At 68.9% G+C, this 19,638-nt stretch carries 16 protein-coding genes; 4 read left to right on the forward strand and 12 right to left on the reverse strand.

Annotation, left to right across the window (positions count from 1 at the left end; translation table 11 throughout):
* Nucleotides 1-3: 3 nt before the first annotated feature.
* The 8 genes from FL344_RS27555 to FL344_RS27590 form a co-directional block, all read right to left on the reverse strand.
* A complete protein-coding gene (locus tag FL344_RS27555) occupies nucleotides 4-1,122 on the reverse strand; it encodes a 3-deoxy-7-phosphoheptulonate synthase (RefSeq protein ID WP_141620627.1) in 1,119 nt (372 codons plus the stop codon).
* A 159-nt stretch (nucleotides 1,123-1,281) separates the two neighbouring features.
* Nucleotides 1,282-1,848 (reverse strand): tetratricopeptide repeat protein, encoded by a 567-nt coding sequence (locus FL344_RS27560; RefSeq protein ID WP_141593796.1) that lies wholly within the window; start codon nucleotides 1,846-1,848, stop codon nucleotides 1,282-1,284.
* A gap of 136 nt (nucleotides 1,849-1,984) precedes the next feature.
* Nucleotides 1,985-4,240, reverse strand: a complete 2,256-nt coding sequence (locus FL344_RS27565) for a caspase family protein (RefSeq protein ID WP_141620628.1) — start codon at nucleotides 4,238-4,240, stop codon at nucleotides 1,985-1,987.
* Complete coding sequence (locus FL344_RS27570; RefSeq protein ID WP_141620629.1) at nucleotides 4,240-5,049, reverse strand: ActD protein; 810 nt, start codon at nucleotides 5,047-5,049, stop codon at nucleotides 4,240-4,242. Before FL344_RS27570 ends, FL344_RS27565 begins: the two co-directional genes overlap by 1 nt.
* A gap of 113 nt (nucleotides 5,050-5,162) precedes the next feature.
* Entirely contained in the window at nucleotides 5,163-6,476 is a 1,314-nt protein-coding gene (locus FL344_RS27575; RefSeq protein ID WP_141620630.1) for a GNAT family N-acetyltransferase, read from the reverse strand.
* Between the two features lie 53 nt (nucleotides 6,477-6,529).
* Nucleotides 6,530-8,191: a sigma-54 dependent transcriptional regulator gene (locus FL344_RS27580; protein ID WP_141620631.1), complete on the reverse strand. Its 1,662-nt coding sequence runs from the start codon at nucleotides 8,189-8,191 to the stop codon at nucleotides 6,530-6,532.
* A 44-nt stretch (nucleotides 8,192-8,235) separates the two neighbouring features.
* On the reverse strand, nucleotides 8,236-9,168 hold the full coding sequence (locus FL344_RS27585; protein WP_141620634.1) for a GGDEF domain-containing protein: 933 nt from the start codon (nucleotides 9,166-9,168) through the stop codon (nucleotides 8,236-8,238).
* Nucleotides 9,169-9,309: 141 nt separating this feature from the next.
* On the reverse strand, nucleotides 9,310-9,588 hold the full coding sequence (locus tag FL344_RS27590) for a glutaredoxin family protein (RefSeq protein WP_090495165.1): 279 nt from the start codon (nucleotides 9,586-9,588) through the stop codon (nucleotides 9,310-9,312).
* Between the two features lie 21 nt (nucleotides 9,589-9,609).
* On the opposite strand from FL344_RS27590, the gene FL344_RS27595 reads away from it, so the two are divergent.
* Nucleotides 9,610-10,764, forward strand: a complete 1,155-nt coding sequence (locus FL344_RS27595) for a DUF4388 domain-containing protein (protein WP_141593801.1) — start codon at nucleotides 9,610-9,612, stop codon at nucleotides 10,762-10,764.
* An 8-nt stretch (nucleotides 10,765-10,772) separates the two neighbouring features.
* Here the strand turns inward: FL344_RS27595 and FL344_RS27600 are convergent, their stop codons facing one another.
* Nucleotides 10,773-12,224 (reverse strand): penicillin-binding transpeptidase domain-containing protein, encoded by a 1,452-nt coding sequence (locus tag FL344_RS27600; protein ID WP_141620632.1) that lies wholly within the window; start codon nucleotides 12,222-12,224, stop codon nucleotides 10,773-10,775.
* A 120-nt stretch (nucleotides 12,225-12,344) separates the two neighbouring features.
* Between FL344_RS27600 and FL344_RS27605 the strand changes: the two genes are divergently transcribed.
* Nucleotides 12,345-13,262, forward strand: a complete 918-nt coding sequence (locus FL344_RS27605; RefSeq protein ID WP_141593803.1) for an ABC transporter permease — start codon at nucleotides 12,345-12,347, stop codon at nucleotides 13,260-13,262.
* Nucleotides 13,259-14,167 (forward strand): ABC transporter ATP-binding protein, encoded by a 909-nt coding sequence (locus tag FL344_RS27610; protein WP_140862422.1) that lies wholly within the window; start codon nucleotides 13,259-13,261, stop codon nucleotides 14,165-14,167. The genes FL344_RS27605 and FL344_RS27610 overlap by 4 nt, the downstream gene beginning before the upstream one ends.
* Nucleotides 14,168-14,195: 28 nt before the next feature.
* Here the strand turns inward: FL344_RS27610 and FL344_RS27615 are convergent, their stop codons facing one another.
* The gene (locus FL344_RS27615) at nucleotides 14,196-14,426 is read right to left on the reverse strand and encodes a sulfurtransferase TusA family protein (RefSeq protein WP_090495178.1); all 231 of its coding nucleotides are present in this window, start codon (nucleotides 14,424-14,426) and stop codon (nucleotides 14,196-14,198) included.
* Between the two features lie 196 nt (nucleotides 14,427-14,622).
* Here FL344_RS27615 and FL344_RS27620 point away from each other — a divergent pair, with 196 nt between their 5' ends.
* A complete protein-coding gene (locus FL344_RS27620; RefSeq protein WP_141593804.1) occupies nucleotides 14,623-16,593 on the forward strand; it encodes a thioredoxin domain-containing protein in 1,971 nt (656 codons plus the stop codon).
* Between the two features lie 86 nt (nucleotides 16,594-16,679).
* Here FL344_RS27620 and FL344_RS27625 read toward each other — a convergent pair whose 3' ends face one another.
* Nucleotides 16,680-17,066, reverse strand: coding sequence for a RidA family protein (locus FL344_RS27625; protein WP_141593805.1), 387 nt, complete (start codon nucleotides 17,064-17,066; stop codon nucleotides 16,680-16,682).
* 79 nt (nucleotides 17,067-17,145) lie between these two features.
* Complete coding sequence (locus FL344_RS27630; RefSeq protein WP_141620633.1) at nucleotides 17,146-19,365, reverse strand: bifunctional (p)ppGpp synthetase/guanosine-3',5'-bis(diphosphate) 3'-pyrophosphohydrolase; 2,220 nt, start codon at nucleotides 19,363-19,365, stop codon at nucleotides 17,146-17,148.
* Nucleotides 19,366-19,638: the final 273 nt, after the last annotated feature.

Raw genomic sequence — 19,638 nt, forward strand, 5'->3', positions numbered from 1 at the left:
CGCTCAGACGCTGGTGGCCTTCAGCCCGTCGCCGCCCTGCACGGCCGTCTCGTACGCGGAGCGCACCAGCTGGACGTAGCGCTGCAACGCGGGGAGCTGCTCCATGCGCAGGGCCTGGGGGCCGTCACACAGGGCGGCCTCCGGGTGCGGGTGGAAGTCCACCAGCACCATGGACGCGCCCGCGATGAGCCCCTGGCCAATGGCGTGGAAGATGTCCGGCAGTCCGTCCGGCGGCGGCGCGGCCTGGCCAATGGCGTGCGACGGGTCCACGCACACCGGCAGGCGCGTCAGCCGGCGCACCACGGGCACATGGGCGAAGTCCACCATGTTGCGGTGCGGGTCCCCCAGGTGCGTCTTCACGCCGCGGAGGCAGAAGATGATTTTCGGGTTGCCCTCGCTCGCCACGTACTCACACGCGTTGAGCGACTCCTCCAGGGTGATGCCCATGCCGCGCTTGAAGAGCACGGGGAAGACACGCTGCTGACCAATGCTCTTGAGTAGCTCGAAGTTCTGCGCGTTGCGCGTGCCCACCTGGAGCATGACGCCCGTCGCGTTGCCGGAGCGCTCCAGCGCGTCGCGAATCTCGTCGATGTGACGCGGGTGCGTCACCTCCATCGCGATGACCTTGATGCCGTGCTTGCCCGCTGACTCGAACACCCAGGGCAGGCAGGCGGCACCCAGGCCCTGGAACTCGTAGGGGTTGGTGCGGGGCTTGTAGGCGCCCATGCGCGTGGTGCGGATGCCCAGGCGAGCAAGCGCCGCCATCATCGTGTCCACGTTCTCCGGGTTGTCCACGGCACACAGGCCGGCGAACACATTCACGGAGCGCTCGTCGAAGGTGACGCCGTTGTACTCGAAGCCGGCGGACGTCCGCTGGCCCTTGTGCCGACCGATGACGCGGTACTTCTGCGACACGCGCACCACCTGCCGCACGCCCGGAATCTGCTCGAAGGGCTCCACGGGCACCTGCGCGGTGGAACCCAGCAGGTAGACCTCCGTAATCGTGTACTCGGAGCCACCGATGACGTGCGTCCGCGGCGTCACTCCCTTGTACTGCGATGCAACCTGGAGGACGGCGGACACCACGGACTCAGGCGAGTCCGGCTCGAGCATGACGATCATCTTCAGTTCTCCCGGGCGGCGTTGTCGTACTTCACGCGAATTGCGTGAAGCGTTGCGGAAAAAGGCCGCGGCAGATGTAACACTTCGAACCGCTTTGCCGCGTCCGGACTTGAAACCGGAAGGGGGCTGCGCCCCGTCCAGGCCCCGGCGGGCCGCCTGCTAGGCCGGCACGGGGCGGAGCCGGGTGGCGAGCTGGGCGTAGTGGTCTCTCTGAGCGGGGTCGCCCAGGTGCTCCCACACGTCTGCCAGGGCCCGGGCGCACTCGGCGGAGCCAGGAGACAGCGTCAGCGCCAGCTCGAAGACGTGGCGGGCCTGGCGGTAGCGGGCCTTGTCCGGGCGACGGGAGCCCCGCGTCAGCAGCGCGTTGCCCAGGGTGTAGATTTGAACGGCGGCGGACTCGCGGTAACCCGGCGTGGGGTTGAGCTGCGTGGCGCGCTGGAGCAGCTGCGCGGCGGCCTCCGGCTCCCCCAGCTCCAGCTGGCAGAGGGCCGCGTCGCGGTGGGCCTCGGCCTCGGTGGGGTCCACCTCGATGGCGCGCTCGAAGCAGCGCAGCGCTTCCTCGAAGCGCTCCAGCGTGGCCAGTGACGCGCCCTTCGCGGTGAGGGCCGGGACGTGCTTGGGGTCTACGGCGAGCACCTTGTCGAAGGCGAGGATGGCCGCCTCGTGGTTGCCCGCCATGGACAGGCTCACGCCGTCATTGAAGGCCGCGAACAGCAACTTGGACATCTCTCCCCCAGCTCAAGGGTGACACCGGCCGCGCTCATGGGCCGGAGGGTCAGCCTCTCACCGGAGAAGTCCCCATGGAAAGACGTCATTCCTGGGCGCGCTTTCGTCCCGCTGATGGGAGCCATTGGTCCCTACTTCAGATGCGCAGGCCCACCTGTACACCGGGCCACAGGAGCACGCCCCCCGCGTCCAGGTTCGACAGACGGCTCAGGTTCGATACGGGCTCGCCGTTGGAGTCATGCAACACGTTGAGCGTGGGCCCGCCGATGATGGCCAGGTTCCGCGCCACCTGGACCCCCGCCACCAGCCGGAGCTGGTGCAGGAGGCGGTCGCCTTCGAAGGACAGGTTCCATCCGTAGAGGGTGTTCGTCACCGCGTCCACGTCCAGGAAGAAGCGCTCGGAGATGGGGATGTGCGCGCCGAGCCCCAGGCCCAGCGACCAGTGGCTGGGGCCACGCGCGCCCTCCATGGTGCCCATGCCCAACACGAGCGTCGTGTAGAGGTAGCGGCTGCCCACCTTGATGGCGGTGTTGGCGTAGTTGAAGTCATTACCGAAGGCCTCGACGTGGAACTGGCCGTTGCGCGCGATGCTCACCAGGCCCACCGGAACACCGGACTCCAGCTCCCGCGACACGTTCACGAGCCCGAGCTGGAGGCCGCTCATCCGCCCCGCCACGTTGACGATGCCCACCTGCGCGCCCTTCACGTCACCGCCCACATTGACGAGGGACAACTGCGCGCCCCGGGCCTCCGCCGCCCAGTTCAGGCCCACGGCCACCTGGAGGCCCGTCATCCGGTCCCGCGTATGGTTGAACGCCACCGCGCCCTGCACACCGTCCACGTCCCCTGCCGTCCAGTTGCCGCCCACGGCCAACTGCGCCCCCGCCAGCGACGTGCCGGACACGTTGGCGCCCACCGCGAGCTGCCCGAGCGAGCCGCTGGACCGCGCCACATTGAGCCCGATTGCGGCCTGGATGCCCTCCGCCTTTCCGTGCGCCCAGTTGCCGCCCACGGCCAGCTGCGTGCCCGACATGTCGCCCCGCACCACGTTGGTGCCCAGGGCCAACTGCAACCCGTCCACCTTGTCCGTGGCCACGTTCGCGCCCAGGGCCATCGCCACGCCGTCCAGCCGCGCCATGCGGGACACGCCCATGGACACGGAGAGATGGTTGTCCACGGGCTCGCCGGAGTTCATCAGGTCATTCGTCTGGAGCCCGGGGAACAGGCCCACGTTGAAGAAGCGCGTCCGGCGCCCGCTGCCCGCCGCTGCGACTTCCGCCACGCCGGCACCGGCGCTCGACGAGAGACTCGCCGGCAGGGGTCCACCGCCGCGCATGGCCGTCAGCTCCCCCTGCACCGCGCGGAAGGCGGAGGCCGCCAGCACGGTCCGGCCGCCCTCCCCCAGCTCGAACTCCGCCTGCGAGGTCTGGTCCAGCACCTTGCGCATCACCGAGTAACGGCCCTTCTGCAGCCCCAGCTCGGTGGTGCGGCCCGCGTACTTCTTCAGCTCCACCACCAGGCGTCCCTGGGAATCACGGACGTAGAGCCGCCCATCCACCATGTCCCCCAGGACGAGCACCGCGGCGGTGGAGCGCAGGTCCGTCATCACCAGGTCGCCCGTGCCCGCCAGCTCGATGTCATACGCGGGGTGCTGCGCCCCGGCCCGCGTCTCTTCCGTACGGGCTAGCGTCTCGTGGAAGGCGAACTGGTAGGCCTCGTGCAGCGTCACCCGGCCGTCCCCTGAGACGTCCGCCGCGCCGCGCAGGCCGGACACCAGGTTGTGGGTGAAGAACGAGCCGCCGATGCGGTCGGACTCCTGGGACACCTCATCCTCGGAAGACGACGTGAGGATGGCATGGCCTCGCACCGCGGAGGACGCATCCACCATGAAGGCCGGGCGCCGCACGCCGCCCTTCTGGCGGGCCAGCGTGCCGGACGCGCACGAGTCCAGGATGGCGATGCGCACGTCGGCGGGAAGCGACTCCAGGGCCTTGCGCAGCTCGCGATAGCCGAAGCGGTCCTTCTGGAGGAGCAGCCCCTGCTCGTCGGAGTGGCCCGAATAGTAGATGAGCGCCTCGATGCGCGTGCCCGGCGTGGTCGCCGCCGCCAGCATCGCCTTGAAGCGGACCAGGGCGGACTCCAGCGCCGCGCGGTCTCCCTCCATCAGCAGCAGCTTGTCCTTCGGCTGCACCCCTCCGAGTTCCTCCAGCACGTCGCCGAACGAGCGCGCATCCGAGACGGCGTACCGGAGCCGGGCACGGCCCTCGCCCCCGTCGTTGACGCCCACCAGCAGCGCGAAGCGGCGCACCGACGCCTGCGGCGCCGAGGCCGAGGGAGCCGCGGCGGCCAGGGCGGGCACGAGCAGGAGCGAAAACAGGAGGGACCGCGTCATCACCGCACCTTTTCCAACGTGAAGGACGTCTGGTCCAGGGTATCCGGAAGTGGCAGCGGCAGGGTGCGCGCGTCGGTGGGCCGCCGGGCAAGCGCGCGCGCCGCCTCCAGGACCGACGCCACCTCCAGGGGTGCATCGGACGTCACGAAGAGGAAACGCTCGAAGTCCGGCGCGTCATCGAGCTCGTAGGCATGGGCCAGCGGCACCGCCTCGCCGGGGCCCAGCTCCGTGCTTCCCGACAGCGTCGAGGGATGGTGCAGCGTCACGGCGCCGCGCCCATCCACCGACACCACGACACCATGGCGGCTTCCACCCGACACGTAGCTGAGTTGCAGGACGTCACCGCGGCGCGCCCGGGCCTGTTCACCGAGCAACTCCGGCTCGCCCGCGCCCTGCCGGTGGACCCGCAGGCGCGGCCCCCCCTTGATGCGCACGGTGTCCAGCATCACGATGAGCGGCACCGGTGACTCGGACGGCCCCGGCTGCTCCTCCGGCGCGGACATGAAAAGCAGCGCCAGCGAGGCGGCCACGGGGACGCTGAGTGACAGCCCATGCCACCCTTGCGAGTTGCCGCGCCGCGCCGGCTCCGTGCGGCCCTGGGACTCGCGCTCGCGCCGGGCCACCTCGGCGGCGACTTCGGCGGGCGGATGACGCGCCAGCGTCTGGCGGGAGTCCGCTTCCAGCCGGGCCAGCCTCGCGGCGCCACCGGGCTCACGCTCCAGCCGGGCTCGCGCGGCGGACAGCGCCTCTGGCGGCAGTTCACGCAGGATGATTCGCTCCAGAAGCCAGTCAGGGGTGCCAGGGGCCATGCGCAGTGCGTCTCCAGCGCGGCGAAAAGCCCTCGGTTCCCGTGTCCTGCCGCCTCCGGCCTCGCGCGTCTCCTGGAACACCGGCCCCTCAAGAATCTGTCACCCGCCTCGGCTCACAGGGTGAGGACCATCAACTCCTCGTCGAGGAACGTCTCCCCCACCTTCAGCGCGTTGGGCTCCACGCCATAGGTCCGGAACCCCAGCGAGCGGTACAGCGCGTGCGCGGGCGCGTTCCCCACCGAGACCGCGAGCAGCAGGCACTTGAGGCCACCCATCTTCCGCGCCTCGTCGATGAGCGCGGTCAGCAGCCTCCGGCCCACGCCCCGCGAGCGGACCTCCGGCGCCACGTACATGCCCCACACCACCGCCTTGTGCGCCAGCCGGGCCCGGGACTCGCGCTTCAGCCCCAGCGCGCCCACGAGCTGCCCACCGTCAAAGGCGCCCAGGACACACTGAGACGCCCCCACCAACCAGCCGCGCACGGCCTCCAGGGACAGCGCCGCCTCCTCCTCCACCGAGGCCGCGAAGGACTCCGGGTTGTCCCGCAGCCCCCGCAGTCGCAGCGCCTTGAACGCCTCCGCGTCCTCCGCCACCAGCCTGCGGATGACAAGCTGCGTCGGTCCGGCGCCGTGGCCCTCCGCCTTCAGGAGCGCCGTGTACCCCGAGACGAAGTCCGGGTAGCGCGGCGCCCAGCCCAGCGACTTCAGGCGCGCGTTGGAGATGTCGCGGTCACCTCTCACCGTCTCGTTGAGCTGCTCCAGGGGGATGCGGGGCGGCATCGGCACGCCCAGGCGCTGGCTGAGCCAGGCCACTGGCTCCTCGGTGGGCGCGGAGCGGTCATCCGCGACGCAGTACAGGGCGCCGGGCTCCCCGCGCGTCAGCACCACGCGAATGGACTCCACCAGGTCATCGACGTAGATGCGGGAGATGCGTCCGCCGCCGCCTTCGGGCAGCCGGAGCGACCCCGACAGCAGGCGCGTGTGAATGCCGCGCCCGGGCCCGTAGATGCCGGCGATGCGCATCACCATGGCGCCCAGCGGCAGGTAACGCGACTCCGCCTCGATGCGCTCGCGCGACGACGGCGTGGACAGCTCCACCGGGGTGTCCTCGTCCACGTGGCCCCGCGCGCGGCCATAGACGCCAGTTGAGGACAAGTAGACGAGTCGCGCAGGAGCCTGGCCGGCCAGCGCCGAGGCGATGCGCGTGTCCAACCCCGCATCGGGCGGCACCGAGACGACGACGTGAGCCCCCGCCGTGCGCGTCAGCGCGTCTTCCAGGTCGGTGACGCGGGCCCCGGCGCGCTCCAGCTCGGCGCGGCGGGCGGCATCGCGTGTGGCCGCCAGCACGTCGCGCCCTGCGCGGGCCTCCGCCACGGCGAGCCGCGTGAGCGTGTACCCAGACCCCAGGAGGACGAGAGGAGGCATCATGTCCCCGCGATAGCGAGACCGCGGGGACAGTGCAAGCGACGGTTACGGCTCGCCTACAGCTCCGCGCTCGCGCGCGGGTCGATGATGCCGCACTCCTTGATTTTGTAGAGGAGCGCCTTGTAGCTGATGCGCAGCTTGGTGGCCGCGCGCCGCTTGTTCCACGCCGTGCGTTGGAGCATGGCGAGAATCGCCTCGCGCTCGGCCAGCATCGCCGCCCGCTTGCCGATGTCCTTCAGCGACAGCTCCCCGGTGGGCGCGGGCGGCGGCGGAGGCTGCGGCACGTCGAAGGGATTGACGTAGCGCGGCGCGGGCACCACCGCGTTCGCGGACTCCATCACCATGGGCGCGTGCGCGGGGGGCGCCAGCGGCGCGACGGACGCCAGCCCGAAGGCGGCGCCGCGCGACGGCATCTCCAGCACCTGCACGGCGGGCGGCGGCGTGCGGAAGCCCTCGTCGTGCGCGCGGCCGAAGGGGCCACCGTCGTCACCCGCGTAGGACGTGGGCAGGGACGGCGCGCTCGCGGGAGCGCGGACCGCGGCCCGCAGCTCGTCGAGCACCAGCGTCGGGTCCTTCAGCACGCACAACCGGCGGACCATGTTCTCCAGCTCGCGCACGTTGCCCGGCCAGTCGTAGTCCGCGAAGGCGTGCAGCACCTCCGTGGGCAGCTCGGACACGCCGCTGAGGTAGCCGCGGCCGTACTTCTTGAGGAAGTGGTCCGTCAGCGGAACCACGTCCTCGCGGCGCTCGCGCAGCGCCGGCAGGCGGATGGCCACCACGTTGAGGCGATAGAAGAGGTCCTCGCGGAAGTTGCCCAGCGCGATTTCCTTCTCCAGGTCGCGGTTGGTGGCCACGACGACGCGGCTGTCCACGCGCACGCTCTTCTTGCCACCGACGCGGAAGAACTCCTCGTCCTGGAGCACCTGGAGCAGCTTGGCCTGGAGCCGGATGGCCATTTCGCCAATCTCGTCCAGGAAGATGGTGCCCTGGTCGGCCAGCTCGAACTTGCCGGGCTTCTCGGCGGTGGCGCCGGTGAAGGCACCGCGCTCATGGCCGAACAGCTCGCTCTCCAGCAGCTCGCCGGGCAGCGCCGCGCAGTTCACCTTGATGAACGGACGGTTGCGCCGCTGGCTGCGCGCGTGAATCTCCCGCGCGATGACCTCCTTGCCCGTGCCGGACTCCCCCAGCAGCAGCACGGGGACGTCCGTGTCGGCGATGCGCTCCACCAGCGCACGCGCGCGGCGCATGGCCGGCGAGGTGGAGATGAGGACGCGCTGCTCCTGCGCCGAATCCACCACCGGAATCACCGTGCGCGAGGCCAGGACGGGCGCCACGGCCTGACGCTCCGGCGCCCGCGTCCCCAGGGCCCGGGCCAGCGCGTCCTGGAGCTCGTCGTTGCCGAATGGCTTGGCCAGGTAGTCGCTGGCGCCCATCTTCATCGCCCGAACGGCGTCGTCCGCTCCCGCCAGCGCGCTGAGCACGATGACGGGCGCGCCGCCACCCATGGACTGGTAACGGCGCAGCACTTCCAGGCCGCTCATCTCCGGCATCACCACGTCCAGCAACACCGCGTCGAAGGAGCCCCCTGAGAGCATCTCCAGCGCCTGGGTGCCACTCGCGGCACAGCGCACCTGGTACCCCGCACTTCCGAGCAGCTCGGACAGAAACGTGCGCACCGCCTCTTCGTCATCCACCACCAGCACCGCGATCCGGTCCATCCCCTCGCCTCCACTCGCCCGCTGCATCGAAGTCCTACCCACCCTCAAACCGACAGCCGGGACGTGCTCCCAACCATCCGGCGATACTCACGCGCGCGTCGCATGTCCTGCTGCGCCGCGCTCAACAGCTGCGTGGGCGTGCCCACCGAATCCGGGAAGCTCACCGTTCCCAGCTCCAGTGACGTGCGCACCACCTTCCCCTCCACCTGGAAGCGGGCCGTGTCGAAGCGCGCCGCCACGCGGGATACCACCTCCTGAACCGACTCCGCGGGCGTTCCCGGGAGCATCAGCGCGAATTGACAGTCACCCACCCGTGCCACCGCGTCCGCGTCGCGCACCGTCTGCCCCAACACCACCGCGCTGTACACCAGCAGACGCTCCGCCATGCCGCGTCCAAACTCCTTGCGAAAGGCCGACCAGCCCCCCACTTCCGCCGCCACCACGGAGAATCCGCCGCCGTAGCGCTCCGCCCGCCGCGCCTCCAGGCTGATGAGCTCCAGCAGGAAGGGCCGGTTGTAGAGCCCCGTCACCGGGTCATGAAGCGCCTGGGCCGTGCCGGCCTCCTCCCCCGCCGCGGCCCGCAGCACCGCGTCCTTCAACTTCAGTTGCGCGTGAAGCTTCGTCGCCAGCTCCGAGCCACTGCCCGAACGAGGCACCAGGTCCACGCACTGCCCCCGCTCCAGGCAGTACCGCCGGGCCTCGGCGTCCCGCTCATCCACCAGGTAGAGCAGCGGCACCGCGCCATGGCTGAGCTGCCGCAACCGGCGGGCGACCTGGACAGCCGCGAAGTCAGGCGCCTGCGCGGCCAGCAACACCGCGGCCGGACGGATGACCTCGAAGAGCGGCACCGCCGCGTCGAAGCGCGTCACGGGCACCACCCGGAAACCGGCCTCCGCCAGGAGCAGCCGGGTCTGTTCCAGGTCTGCTGCTCGTGGCTCGACGACGAGCACGGTGGGCGGCTGTCCGGCCTTGCCCACTCGCTTCCTTCGCACACCCACCGTTCCACCTTCCCGCGTGAACTTTTCTCCGCCGCTTTTCGAGGCCCACCCCGGATTTACAGCCTCGAACCCCGTCCTGACTTCGTCATCCCCTCGAATTTACTAGAGAAGGGAAGCTGGCTACCCATTCTGGGCAGCGGATTTAGCAATGGTTGTGCCACCTTTGACCTCATGCAGCCGCGCCTCGAACTCCGCGGCGTCCACGCGGTGCTTGAAGGCAGGCACCCCTTCGATGACGACCACGGGGATGTCGTAACGCCAGGCGGTGAAGGCCTCCGCATCCTCCAGGATGGAGATGATCCGCAGCTCGAAGGGGATGCGAGCGCGCACGGACTCCACGACGGCGGCCGCCTTGTCACAGAGAGAGCAATTGGGTTTCGAGTAGATATCGACGCGCATGCGGGGCAGGATGAACGGTTAATGCGTGGCTTGTCTGGCGACTTCTCGACGATGCCTCTCAAGGACCTCGTCGTCTATCTTGGGAACCGGCGAGCGACGGGGTCCCTGAAGGTGGAGCGTGGGGACGTGCGCAAGCAACTCGAACTGCGCGAAGGCCATGTGGTCAGCGCCAGTTCCAACCAGCCGCGCGAGTTCTTCGGTCAGTTCCTCATCAATATGGGGCACCTGACCGAGGACCAGCTGGAGAAGGCGTTTTCGACCCAGGCGCAGACGCGCATCTTCCTGGGGAAGATTTTGGTGATGACGGGGCTGGTGCCGGAAGCCACCGTGCGCGGCACGCTCAGCCACAAGTTCCGGGAGATGATTCTCGACGCCTTCCATTGGGAGGACGGCGACTTCCTCTTCGAGGCGGCGGACACGGCGCCAGAGGTCGCGGGACTGGAAGTCAGCGTGGACCTGCTGGACGTCCACCGCGAGGGCGAGTTCCGGGAGACGGCCTGGCAGGCCATCCACGCCGTCTTCCCCTCCGGTGCGGTCCGGCTCTCGGTGGACGAGCGCAAGCTGCCCGAGCGAAAGCCCGGGAGCATGGACGAGCGCATCGTCCAGCTCATCAAGGAAGGCCTCTCCATCGACGGCATCGCGCTGGCGCTGCACGCCACGGACTTCTTCCTCTACCAGCGGCTGTATGCGCTCTACCGCCTGGACGCGGTGAAGGTGTCCGACGAGCCGCCCGAGTCCGAGATGTCCGTGGTGGAGGAGGAGAACGGAGAGCGGGGCATCATCGGCTCGGAGACGTCGGCGGACGAGGTGCTCCAGGCCGCGCAGCTCTTCCTCGACGCGGGCAACACGCGGGACGGCGAGGCGCTGGCCCGGCGGGCGCACGAGATGTCGCCCTCCCCTCGCACGGCGGAGTTCGTCAAGGCGGCCCAGGAGAAGCTCCTGGTGCACCTGCGACGGGAGCTGGCCGACCCGCCCAGGGTCCCCGCGCTTCAGGTCGCGCCCGGGCACCTGAAGACGCTCCAGCTCTCCGCGCCGGAGCGCTACCTGCTGTCACGCATCGATGGACGGCGCGACGTGGCCGCCATCGTCCACGTGTCGCCGCTGCAGGAGCTGGATGCGCTGAAGTTCTTCGCCGGCTTCGTGGACGCGGCGCTGGTGAAGCTGACGCCGCGCTGACGGAAGCGTCAGTGCTTGCCAGCGGCGGAGGCCGGGGCCGTCATCTTCACCGGCGCGGGCACCCGCTCCAAGCCCAGGCGGAGCGCCTCGCGGCCCAGCCAGGTGCCCCGGATGCGCCACTTCGGGTCATTGACGATGATGGCGGCCACGGCGACACGCGGGTTGTCCTTGGGCGCGAAGCCCACGAACCACGAGTAGTCGCGGAAGGGCTCGCGGTCCGCCAGTGAGCCCGTCTTGCCCACGGCGTCATCCACGCGAAAGCCACGCTCGCGGAACACGGCGCGCGCAGTGCCGCTGGTGACAGTCTCTTCCAGCATCGCCGTGAGGTCCTTCGCAACCTCCGGCGTGAGGACGGGCTCGCCTTCCACCGGGAGCAGCGGCGCCGGGCCCTCGGGCTCGAAGAGGATGGGGTCCACCCAGCGGCCCTCGTTGGCGGCCACCGCGGCGACGAGCGCGCCGTGCAGCGGGGACAGGTACACGTCCCCGAAACCCGCGCCCGTGTTGGCCAGGCTGAACGTCTCCTCGGGGATCGCGGCGAGCGACACATCCGTCGGCACGGGGAACTCAATCTCACGGTTGAAACGGAAGCGGGCCGCCATGCGGCGCAGCGAGTCCACCGTGAGGTGCTTGTTCGTCAACTTGGCGAAGATGACGTTGGCGCTCTTGCCCATGGCCAGCGCCAGCGAATAGCAGGAGCTGTCCCGCTCGCTGTCCTGCAGGTGCTTCTCGGAGATGCGCCGCTTGCCGCCGTGGAAGCACTCTTCGGTATCCGGTGTGACGCCGGCCTCCAGCAGCGCGCCGCCGGTGATGACCTTGAAGATGCTGGCCGCGGGGAACACCGCGCGAACCGGCAGCCCTCGCAGCTCCGGCCTCGCCGCCGAGTGCTCCGCCAACGCCAGCACCCGTCCGGTGGACGGCTCCAGCACCACGGCCGCGCCGTAGGGCGTCTCGTAGTTGCGGAGGATCTGCGTCAGCGACGCTTGCAGCACCGGGTCGATGGTGAGCTGCTTCTTCTTGCCGCCCTTCTCCTTCACCACCAGCTTCCCGCCCTCCAGCGTCGCGCGGCCCATGAGGTCCGCGGACTTGGGAAGCGGCTTCACCGTGGCGATGGGCGGCGCCTTCTCGCGCGAGGGCACGGGCACGGGGGGAACCATCCCCGGCTCCGCGGCGAGCGCCGCCAGTCCGCCGTCCGGCGACTCGCCCCCGAGCACCGCGGCGGCGGAGACGGCGGCGGATCCTGAAGTCCCCGCATCGGACTGTGCACCCTGGGACGCCGTGGCGGCCCCGGACGTCCCCGCGTCCGCCTGGGCGGCCCGCGAGTCCGTGCCAGGGGCGGCGACCACCACCCCACCGTCTTCGGAGACACCGGCGGACGCGGGCTGCTCCGGCTCGGTCGCTCCAATGACGAGGACCAGGGGGAGCAGCGCGGCGGCGGACAGGAGACGGCGGTGGAAGCGCATTGCTACGAGGGGCTCCGAGGGGTGAGCGACGGCTGGATCCTACCGGCTGGGGGCGCGCTGTCCACGGATGCCTCCCTGGTCGCTTCCGTCCCTCGGTGAAATCAGAAACTTGGCGGAGGGGTGTGCAACTCCGCTAGGTTCGCCCACACTTTGGACGGATTGAAAGAAACGGTGGTCATCTGGAGCGCCGAGCTCCGCCGGGCCGTGCGCAGTGGCCGGACGGTGGTGCTGCTCGGCCTCTACAGCATGTTCTCCGCGTTGGTGCTGCTGGTGGTCGGCTGGCTCGCGGGCGAAGTCCGCAGCGCCGTCGCCAAGCAGTTGGAAGGCGCGGGCGCGGATGCGAGCGCCTCCGTGCAGCTCAACGAGGAGATGCGCAAGGGCGTGCTGGGATTCCTCACCAGCAACGACTCCGCGATGATCGAGGCCCTGGCGCAGGTGCCGCTGGAGGTGTTGATCGTCTTCAAGATCACCCTCTTCTTCCTGCCCGCGTACATCGCGCTGATGGGCTTCGATCAGATCAGCGGTGAAGTGGGCCCACGCTCCATGCGCTACCTCACGGTGCGCGCGCGGCGCTCGTCGGTGCTGCTGGGCAAGTTCCTGACGCAGGCGACGCTGCTGCTCGGCCTGGTGCTCATCATCGACCTGGCCATCTTCATCTACGCCCGCGTGGCCAACCCGGACTTCAGCTTCCCCGCCGTGGCGCTCAACCTGCTGAAGTTCTGGCTGGCGGCCATCGTCTTCTCGCTGGCCTACGTGGCCCTCACGACGCTGTGCTCCAGCCTGTTCCGCTCGCCAGCGGTGAGCCTGGTCTTCAACTTCATCCTGCTGTTCGTCTTCTGGCTGATGGACACCATCGGCCGGGCCTCGGGTGACACGGGCAACCTGCGCTTCCTGCGCTACCTGTCGCCGTCGTACTACGCCAGCGACCTGCTGCATCCGGGCCTGGCGCAGTTCGGCGCGAGCGGAGCCGCCTACGCGGTCTTCGCCTTCGTCTTCCTGATGGCGGCCTACGGCATCCTGCGCGCGAGGGACCTGTGAGCGACGTGGCCATTGAACTGTTCGGCGTCTCCAAGCGCTTCGGCCCCAAGGTCGCCGTCAACGGCGTCAGCTTCTCCGTGCCCAAGGGCGCGGTGTACGGGCTCATCGGCCCCAACGGCGCCGGCAAGACGACCACCTTCTCCATGATGTGCGGCTACCTCTACCCGTCCGAGGGCTCGCTCAAGGTCATGGATGTGGACCCCACCACCCCGGGCGCCCTCAAGGGCCGCCTGGGCGCGCTGCCGCAGGACGCGGTGCTGCCGCCCGGCTGGGAAGTGGGCGCGCTGCTGACGTACTGGGCGCGGCTGTCCGCCCTGGCCGAACCGGAGCGTGAGGCGCGCGAGGCCCTGGACAAGGTGGGCCTCATGGAGGCCTGGAACGTCCAGACGCAGGCGCTCAGCCACGGCATGGCCAAGCGCGCCGCCATGGCCCAGGCCCTCATGGGCAGCCCGCCGTTGGTGCTGCTGGACGAGCCCACCGCCGGGTTGGATCCGCGCATCGCCGCCCAGGTGCGCCAGGTCATCCGCGACATGAAGGGCCGGCAGACGGTGGTGGTCTCCAGCCACAACCTCCAGGAGCTGGAGGAGCTGTGTGACGCGGCCGCCATCCTCGACAAGGGCACGCTCGCCCAGGCGGGGAGCATGAATGAGCTCACCGGCCAGGGCGCCGAGTTCCGCGTCCAGATTGCGCGCGGCAGCGTCATCATCCCGGAGCTCACGGTGATGCCCCACATCACGGACGCGCGCATGGAGAGCGACACCGTGCTGCGCGTGCGCTTCAGCGGCGGCGTGGCGCCCGAAGAGGTCATCAGCCAGGTGGTGCGTCACCTGCTGCAGCACGACGTGCTCATCCTGGGCGTCAGCCGCGGCCAGCGCCTGGAAGATCGCGTCCTGCAGATGCTCTGAAGCAAGGCGTGGGCTGGCGGCAGGCGGCTCAACCCGCCTTGCGCACCCAGCCCACGTAGAGGCGCTCCCGGCGCTCCATGCGGACCAGTGGATTCCCCGTAGCCTCGCACCATGCGGGAAGGTCCGCCTCCAAACCGCGATCCGTGGAGACGAGCTCCACGAGCGTCCCTGGCGCCAGGGCTCTCATGGCCTTGGCGAGCTCCAGGATGGGCATGGGGCACAAGGCCCCCCGAGTGTCGATGCGCACGGCGGCGTCCATGATCGAGACTCTGACGGAATTTTTCCGAAGTCTCCCGAGTTTTGGGGCCCCTGAGGGGGCGCGGCTCCCTGGAAGGCCAGAGCGGCTTGCTTGCGCGTCTGGAATTCCCTCTGTTAAGACCGCCGCCCTCTGCCCTCGTTGAAAACCCGCTCGGGCCCACAATGCCGGCCCCATGGCGAAGGAGCAAGACCCACTCATGAAGCCCAATGTCATCGTGGCCCTGCTGGTCGGCCTGGTGCTCGGGTTCGTTGGCGGCCGCGTCACCACTGGCCCGTCCACGAAGTCCGAAGTTGCCAAGGCTGCACCGAACTCTCCTGCCGCCCCGGCGGCGGGTGGACGCCGTCCGGTGGATCCCACCGTGTTCAAGGTGCCCATCGAGAACTCGCCGACCCACGGTAGCGCCGACGCGCTCGTCACCGTGGTCGAGTTCTCCGACTACGAGTGCCCCTTCTGCAGCCGGGCGAACGTCACCATCGAGAAGCTCCAGGAGCAGTACGGCAAGAAGCTCCGCGTGGTGATGAAGCAGAACCCCCTCTCCTTCCACCCGCGCGCCAAGCCCGCGGCCATCGCCGCGATGGCGGCTGGCGAGCAGGGCAAGTACTGGGAGTACCACGCCAAGCTCTTCGCCAATCAGAAGAAGCTGGATGACGCGTCCCTGGAGCAGTACGCCAAGGAGCTGGGCCTGAACCTGGACAAGTGGAAGGCCGAGCTGAACAACCCCAAGTTCCAGGACATCATCACCCGCGACCAGGCCCTGGCCGGCCAGCTGGGCGCCAGCGGCACCCCGGCCTTCTTCATCAACGGCCGCTTCCTGTCGGGCGCGCAGCCCATCGCCAACTTCCAGGCCCTCATCGACGAGGAGCTGGTCAAGGCGGAGAACCTGGTGAAGAGCGGCGTGCCCGCCTCGCAGGTGTACGCGAAGATCATCGAGAAGGGCGCCGAGCGCGCCGCGCCCAAGGCGCAGCCGCAGCAGCCCGCCGCCAAGGTCCAGAAGGTGGAGATCCCCTCGGACTCGCCTTCCTTCGGCCCGGCCAACGCCAAGGTGACCATCGTCGAGTGGTCTGACTTCGAGTGCCCCTTCTGCAGCCGCGTGGGCCCCACCCTGTCGAAGATCAAGGAGAGCTACGCCAAGGACGTGCGCGTGGTGTTCCGTCACCAGCCGCTGCCCTTCCACCCGAACGCGAAGCTGGCCGCCGAGGCCTCGCACGCCGCGCACGAGCAGGGCAAGTTTTGGGAGTACCACGACAAGCTCTTCGCCAATCAGAAGGCCATGGATCGCGCCTCGCTGGAGAAGTACGCGCAGGAGCTGGGCCTGAACGTCGCCAAGTTCAAGGCCGCCCTGGATTCGGGCAAGTTCAAGGCGAAGGTCGAGGCCGACATGGCCGCCGGCAACGCCCTGGGCGCCAACGGCACCCCGACCTTCTTCATCAACGGCCGTGAGTTCGTCGGCGCGCAGCCCTTCGAGGCCTTCAAGCGCGTCATCGACGAGGAGATTGGCAAGGCGGACAAGCTGCTCGCCGCCGGCACCAAGCCCGAGGAACTCTACGCCAAGCTGAACGCGGAGAACGTCGCCAACGCCCCGACGGCGCCCGCCGCGGCCCCTGGCGCTCCGGCCGAGCCCCCGGTCCAGAAGGTGGACGTGGGCAACGCCCCGGTGAAGGGCGACAAGAACGCGCCCGTCACCATCGTCGCCTTCTCCGACTTCGAGTGCCCCTTCTGCAGCCGCGTGGTGCCCACGCTGAAGCAGCTGGAGGACCAGTACGGCGGGAAGATCAAGGTCGCCTTCAAGAACCAGCCGCTGCCCTTCCACGCCAACGCCAAGTTGGCCGCCGCCGCCGCGCTGGCCGCGAACGAGCAGGGCAAGTTCTGGGAGTACCACGACAAGCTCTTCGCCAATCAGCGCGCGCTGGACCGCGCCTCGCTGGAGAAGTACGCGCAGGAGCTGGGCCTGAACGTGGACAAGTTCAAGGCCGCGCTGGACCAGGGCAAGTTCAACGCGCAGATCGAGGCCGACATGGCGCAGGCGTCCAGCGTGGGCGCCTCCGGCACCCCGACGTTCTTCATCAACGGCCGCACGCTCGTGGGCGCCCAGCCCGTGGACGCGTTCAAGCGCGTCATCGACGAGGAGCTGAAGAAGCTCGGCGGCGCGGTGGCCGACTCGAAGTAGTTCCCACCGGGGCCCTGGGGCCCTGACGCGACAAAGGCCGTCGGACTCCTCTGAGTCCGGCGGCCTTCATCTTTTCAGCCCTTGCTTCAGGAGACGGCGATGGCGTCAATCTCCACCTTGGAGCCACGCGGCAGCGCGGACACCTGCACGGTGGCGCGGGCCGGCGGCGCGCCAGTGAAGTAGCGGCCATAGACTTCGTTCACCCGGGCGAAGTCGCCCAAGTCGGTGAGGAAGATGGTGCAGCGCACGACGTGGGAGAAGTCCAGCCCGCTGGCGGAGAGCACGGCCTTCAGATTCTCCATCACCCGCTCCGCCTGCGCGACGACGTCGCCCTGCACCATCTCCATGGTGGCGGGGTCGAGCGGAATCTGGCCGGAGAGGAAGGTCATCTTCCCGGCGTCCACCTGCACCGCCTGGGAATACGGGCCAATGGCCTTGGGGGCCTGGTCGGAGTGGATTGCCTTGCGAGCCATGCGGCGCACCTCGGGGTGAGAGCGGCCCGAATCGGGCCGCCGGGGTTTCCGGGCGCTCTACCACGAAAGGCGAAGGCGGTTAGATGCGCTCGACCGAGTAGACGCCCTGGAGCCGCTCGATGGTTCGCATCAGGTCGGTGAGCTGCTTGAGGTCGGAGATGATGACCTCGAAAGTGTTCACCGCCCGGTCATCTCCGGTGGCCCGGCAGTTGGCCTGGGAGATGTTGACGCCCTTCTTGGAGAAGGTGTTGGTGATGTCCGCCAGCAGGCCCGGCCGGTCCGCCGTGAGGACGCGCAGGGTGACGGGGCGCTTGAAGTCGCCCCGGACGTCCCACGACACGTCCACGCGCCGCTCGGGGTCCGTGGCCAGTGCCTTTTCACAGCCGACCGTGTGAACCGTGACGCCCCGCCCCCGGGTGATGAAGCCGGCGATGGGGTCTCCGGGGACGGGGTTGCAACACCGCCCGAAGCGCACGAGGACATCGTCCACGCCGCCAATCTGCACGCCGCTGCGGTTGCTGCGGCCCACCAGCCGCTTCGCCAGGTCGGTGACCCGGGACAGGCCCGGCAGCACCGAGTTGCCGGTTCCACCAGAGGTTGTCGCGGCGGGGTTGGCGTCCGCGCGTCCCCCGGCCTCCGCGGCGTTGAGCTTCTCCTGGGGGACGAGCCGGTGCGACAACTGCTGCGGCGTCACCTTGCCGTAGCCAATGGCCACCAGCATGTCGTCTTCCACGCGGAAGCCCAGGTCCACGGCGGCCTTCTTCATCTCGCCGGACTTGACCAACCGGTTGAAGTTGAGCTGGAAGCGCTTGAGCTCGCGGTCCGCCAGCTCACGGCCCAATTGGAGGCTCTTCTCGCGCTGCTGCTGCTTGATGAAGCCGCGGATGCGCTGCTGCGCCCGGCTCGTCTTGACGAAGGTGAGCCAGTCCTTGGACGGGTGCTGCTGGGGGCTGGTGAGCACCTCCACCGTGTCCCCGTTCTTCATCTTGTAGCGGAGCGGGACGATCTTCCCGTTCACCTTGGCGCCCACGCACCGGTTGCCCACGTCCGAATGGATGGCGTAGGCGAAGTCCACCGGGGTGGCGCCGCGAGGCAGCGAGCGCACGTCGCCCTTGGGCGTGAAGACGAAGACCTCGTCGGTGAAGAGGTCCACCTTCACCGTCTCCAGGAACTCCTTCGGGTCCTTCAGGTCCTGCTGCCACTCCATCAGCTGCCGCAGCCAGGCGAACTTCTCGTCATCCTTGGAGATGACGGCCTTGCCCTCCTTGTACTTCCAGTGCGCGGCGATGCCTTCCTCGGCGATCTTGTGCATCTCCGAGGTGCGGATCTGCACCTCCACGCGCTCGCTGAGCGGACCGATAATGGTCGTGTGCAGCGACTGGTACATGTTGGGCTTCGGAATCGCGATGAAGTCCTTGAAGCGCCCCGGCACCGGCTTCCACATCTCGTGCACGAGCCCCAGCGCCTCGTAACAGGAGGGCGCGGTGGGCGCGATGATGCGAAAGGCGATGATGTCGTGGATCTGATCGAAGTCGATGCCCTGTGACTTGATCTTCTTGTAGATGCTGTAGACGTGCTTGAAGCGGCCGCTCACCTCGCCCTTCAGCCCGCGCTCGGCCAGCTTGGAACGGATGAGGTCGCACGTGTCCTCGATGTACTTCTCCCGCTCCTTCTTGCGCTTGTTCAGCTTCGCCTGGAGCGCGAAGAACTCCTGCGGTTTGACGTAGCGGAAGCTCAGGTCCTCCAGCTCCGTCTTGATCCACGAGATGCCCAGCCGGTTGGCCAGCGGCGCGTAGATGTCCAGCGTCTCCTGCGCGATGCGGGCCTGCTTCTCCTCCGACATGTGATCCAACGTCCGCATGTTGTGCGTGCGGTCCGCCAGCTTCACCAGGATGACGCGGATGTCCTGCGCCATCGCGATGATCATCTTCCGGAAGTTCTCCGCCTGCTTCTCCTCCTGCGACAAGCTGGCGGATGCGGAGAACTTGGACAGCTTGGTGACGCCGTCTACCAGGTGGGCCACTTCCGAACCGAAGAGCTCCGTCAGCTCCTCCTCGGTGGCCAGCGTGTCCTCAATGGTGTCGTGAAGGAGTCCGGTGACGATGGACGCCTCGTCCAGCTTGAGCTCGCCCAGGATGCCGGCGACCTCGAGCGGATGGACGAGGTAGGGCTCGCCTGACTTCCGGAGTTGACCCTGGTGGACCTTGGCCGAATAGACGTAGGCCTTCTTGATGATGTCCAGGTCGGGGTCGGGGTGGTACTGGGAAACCCGTTGGAGGATGTCGTTCAGGCGAATCATCGAATGAGGAGCAATCGTAACTTTGCACCAACGGAGGGGCAACGTTGCCCCACACCTGGACGTCACCTCCCTCTGGGACACCCCAGTTGGTGCGTTCGCTTTCGTTGACCCGGTGTTTTACGGCCCCGTAGATTCGCCTCCGCACATGTCACAGCTCCTGCTGTCCTCCCTCGCCGTGGTCTGCCCGAACTGTGACGGGTACAACTCGCCTCGCTCGGCTGCATGTGTGCTCTGCGGCCAGGCGCTGGGCGAGCCCGCTGCCGCGCCCCGCCC

This window comes from Myxococcus sp. AB036A, from assembly GCF_006547355.1.
Classification (GTDB): domain Bacteria; phylum Myxococcota; class Myxococcia; order Myxococcales; family Myxococcaceae; genus Myxococcus; species Myxococcus virescens.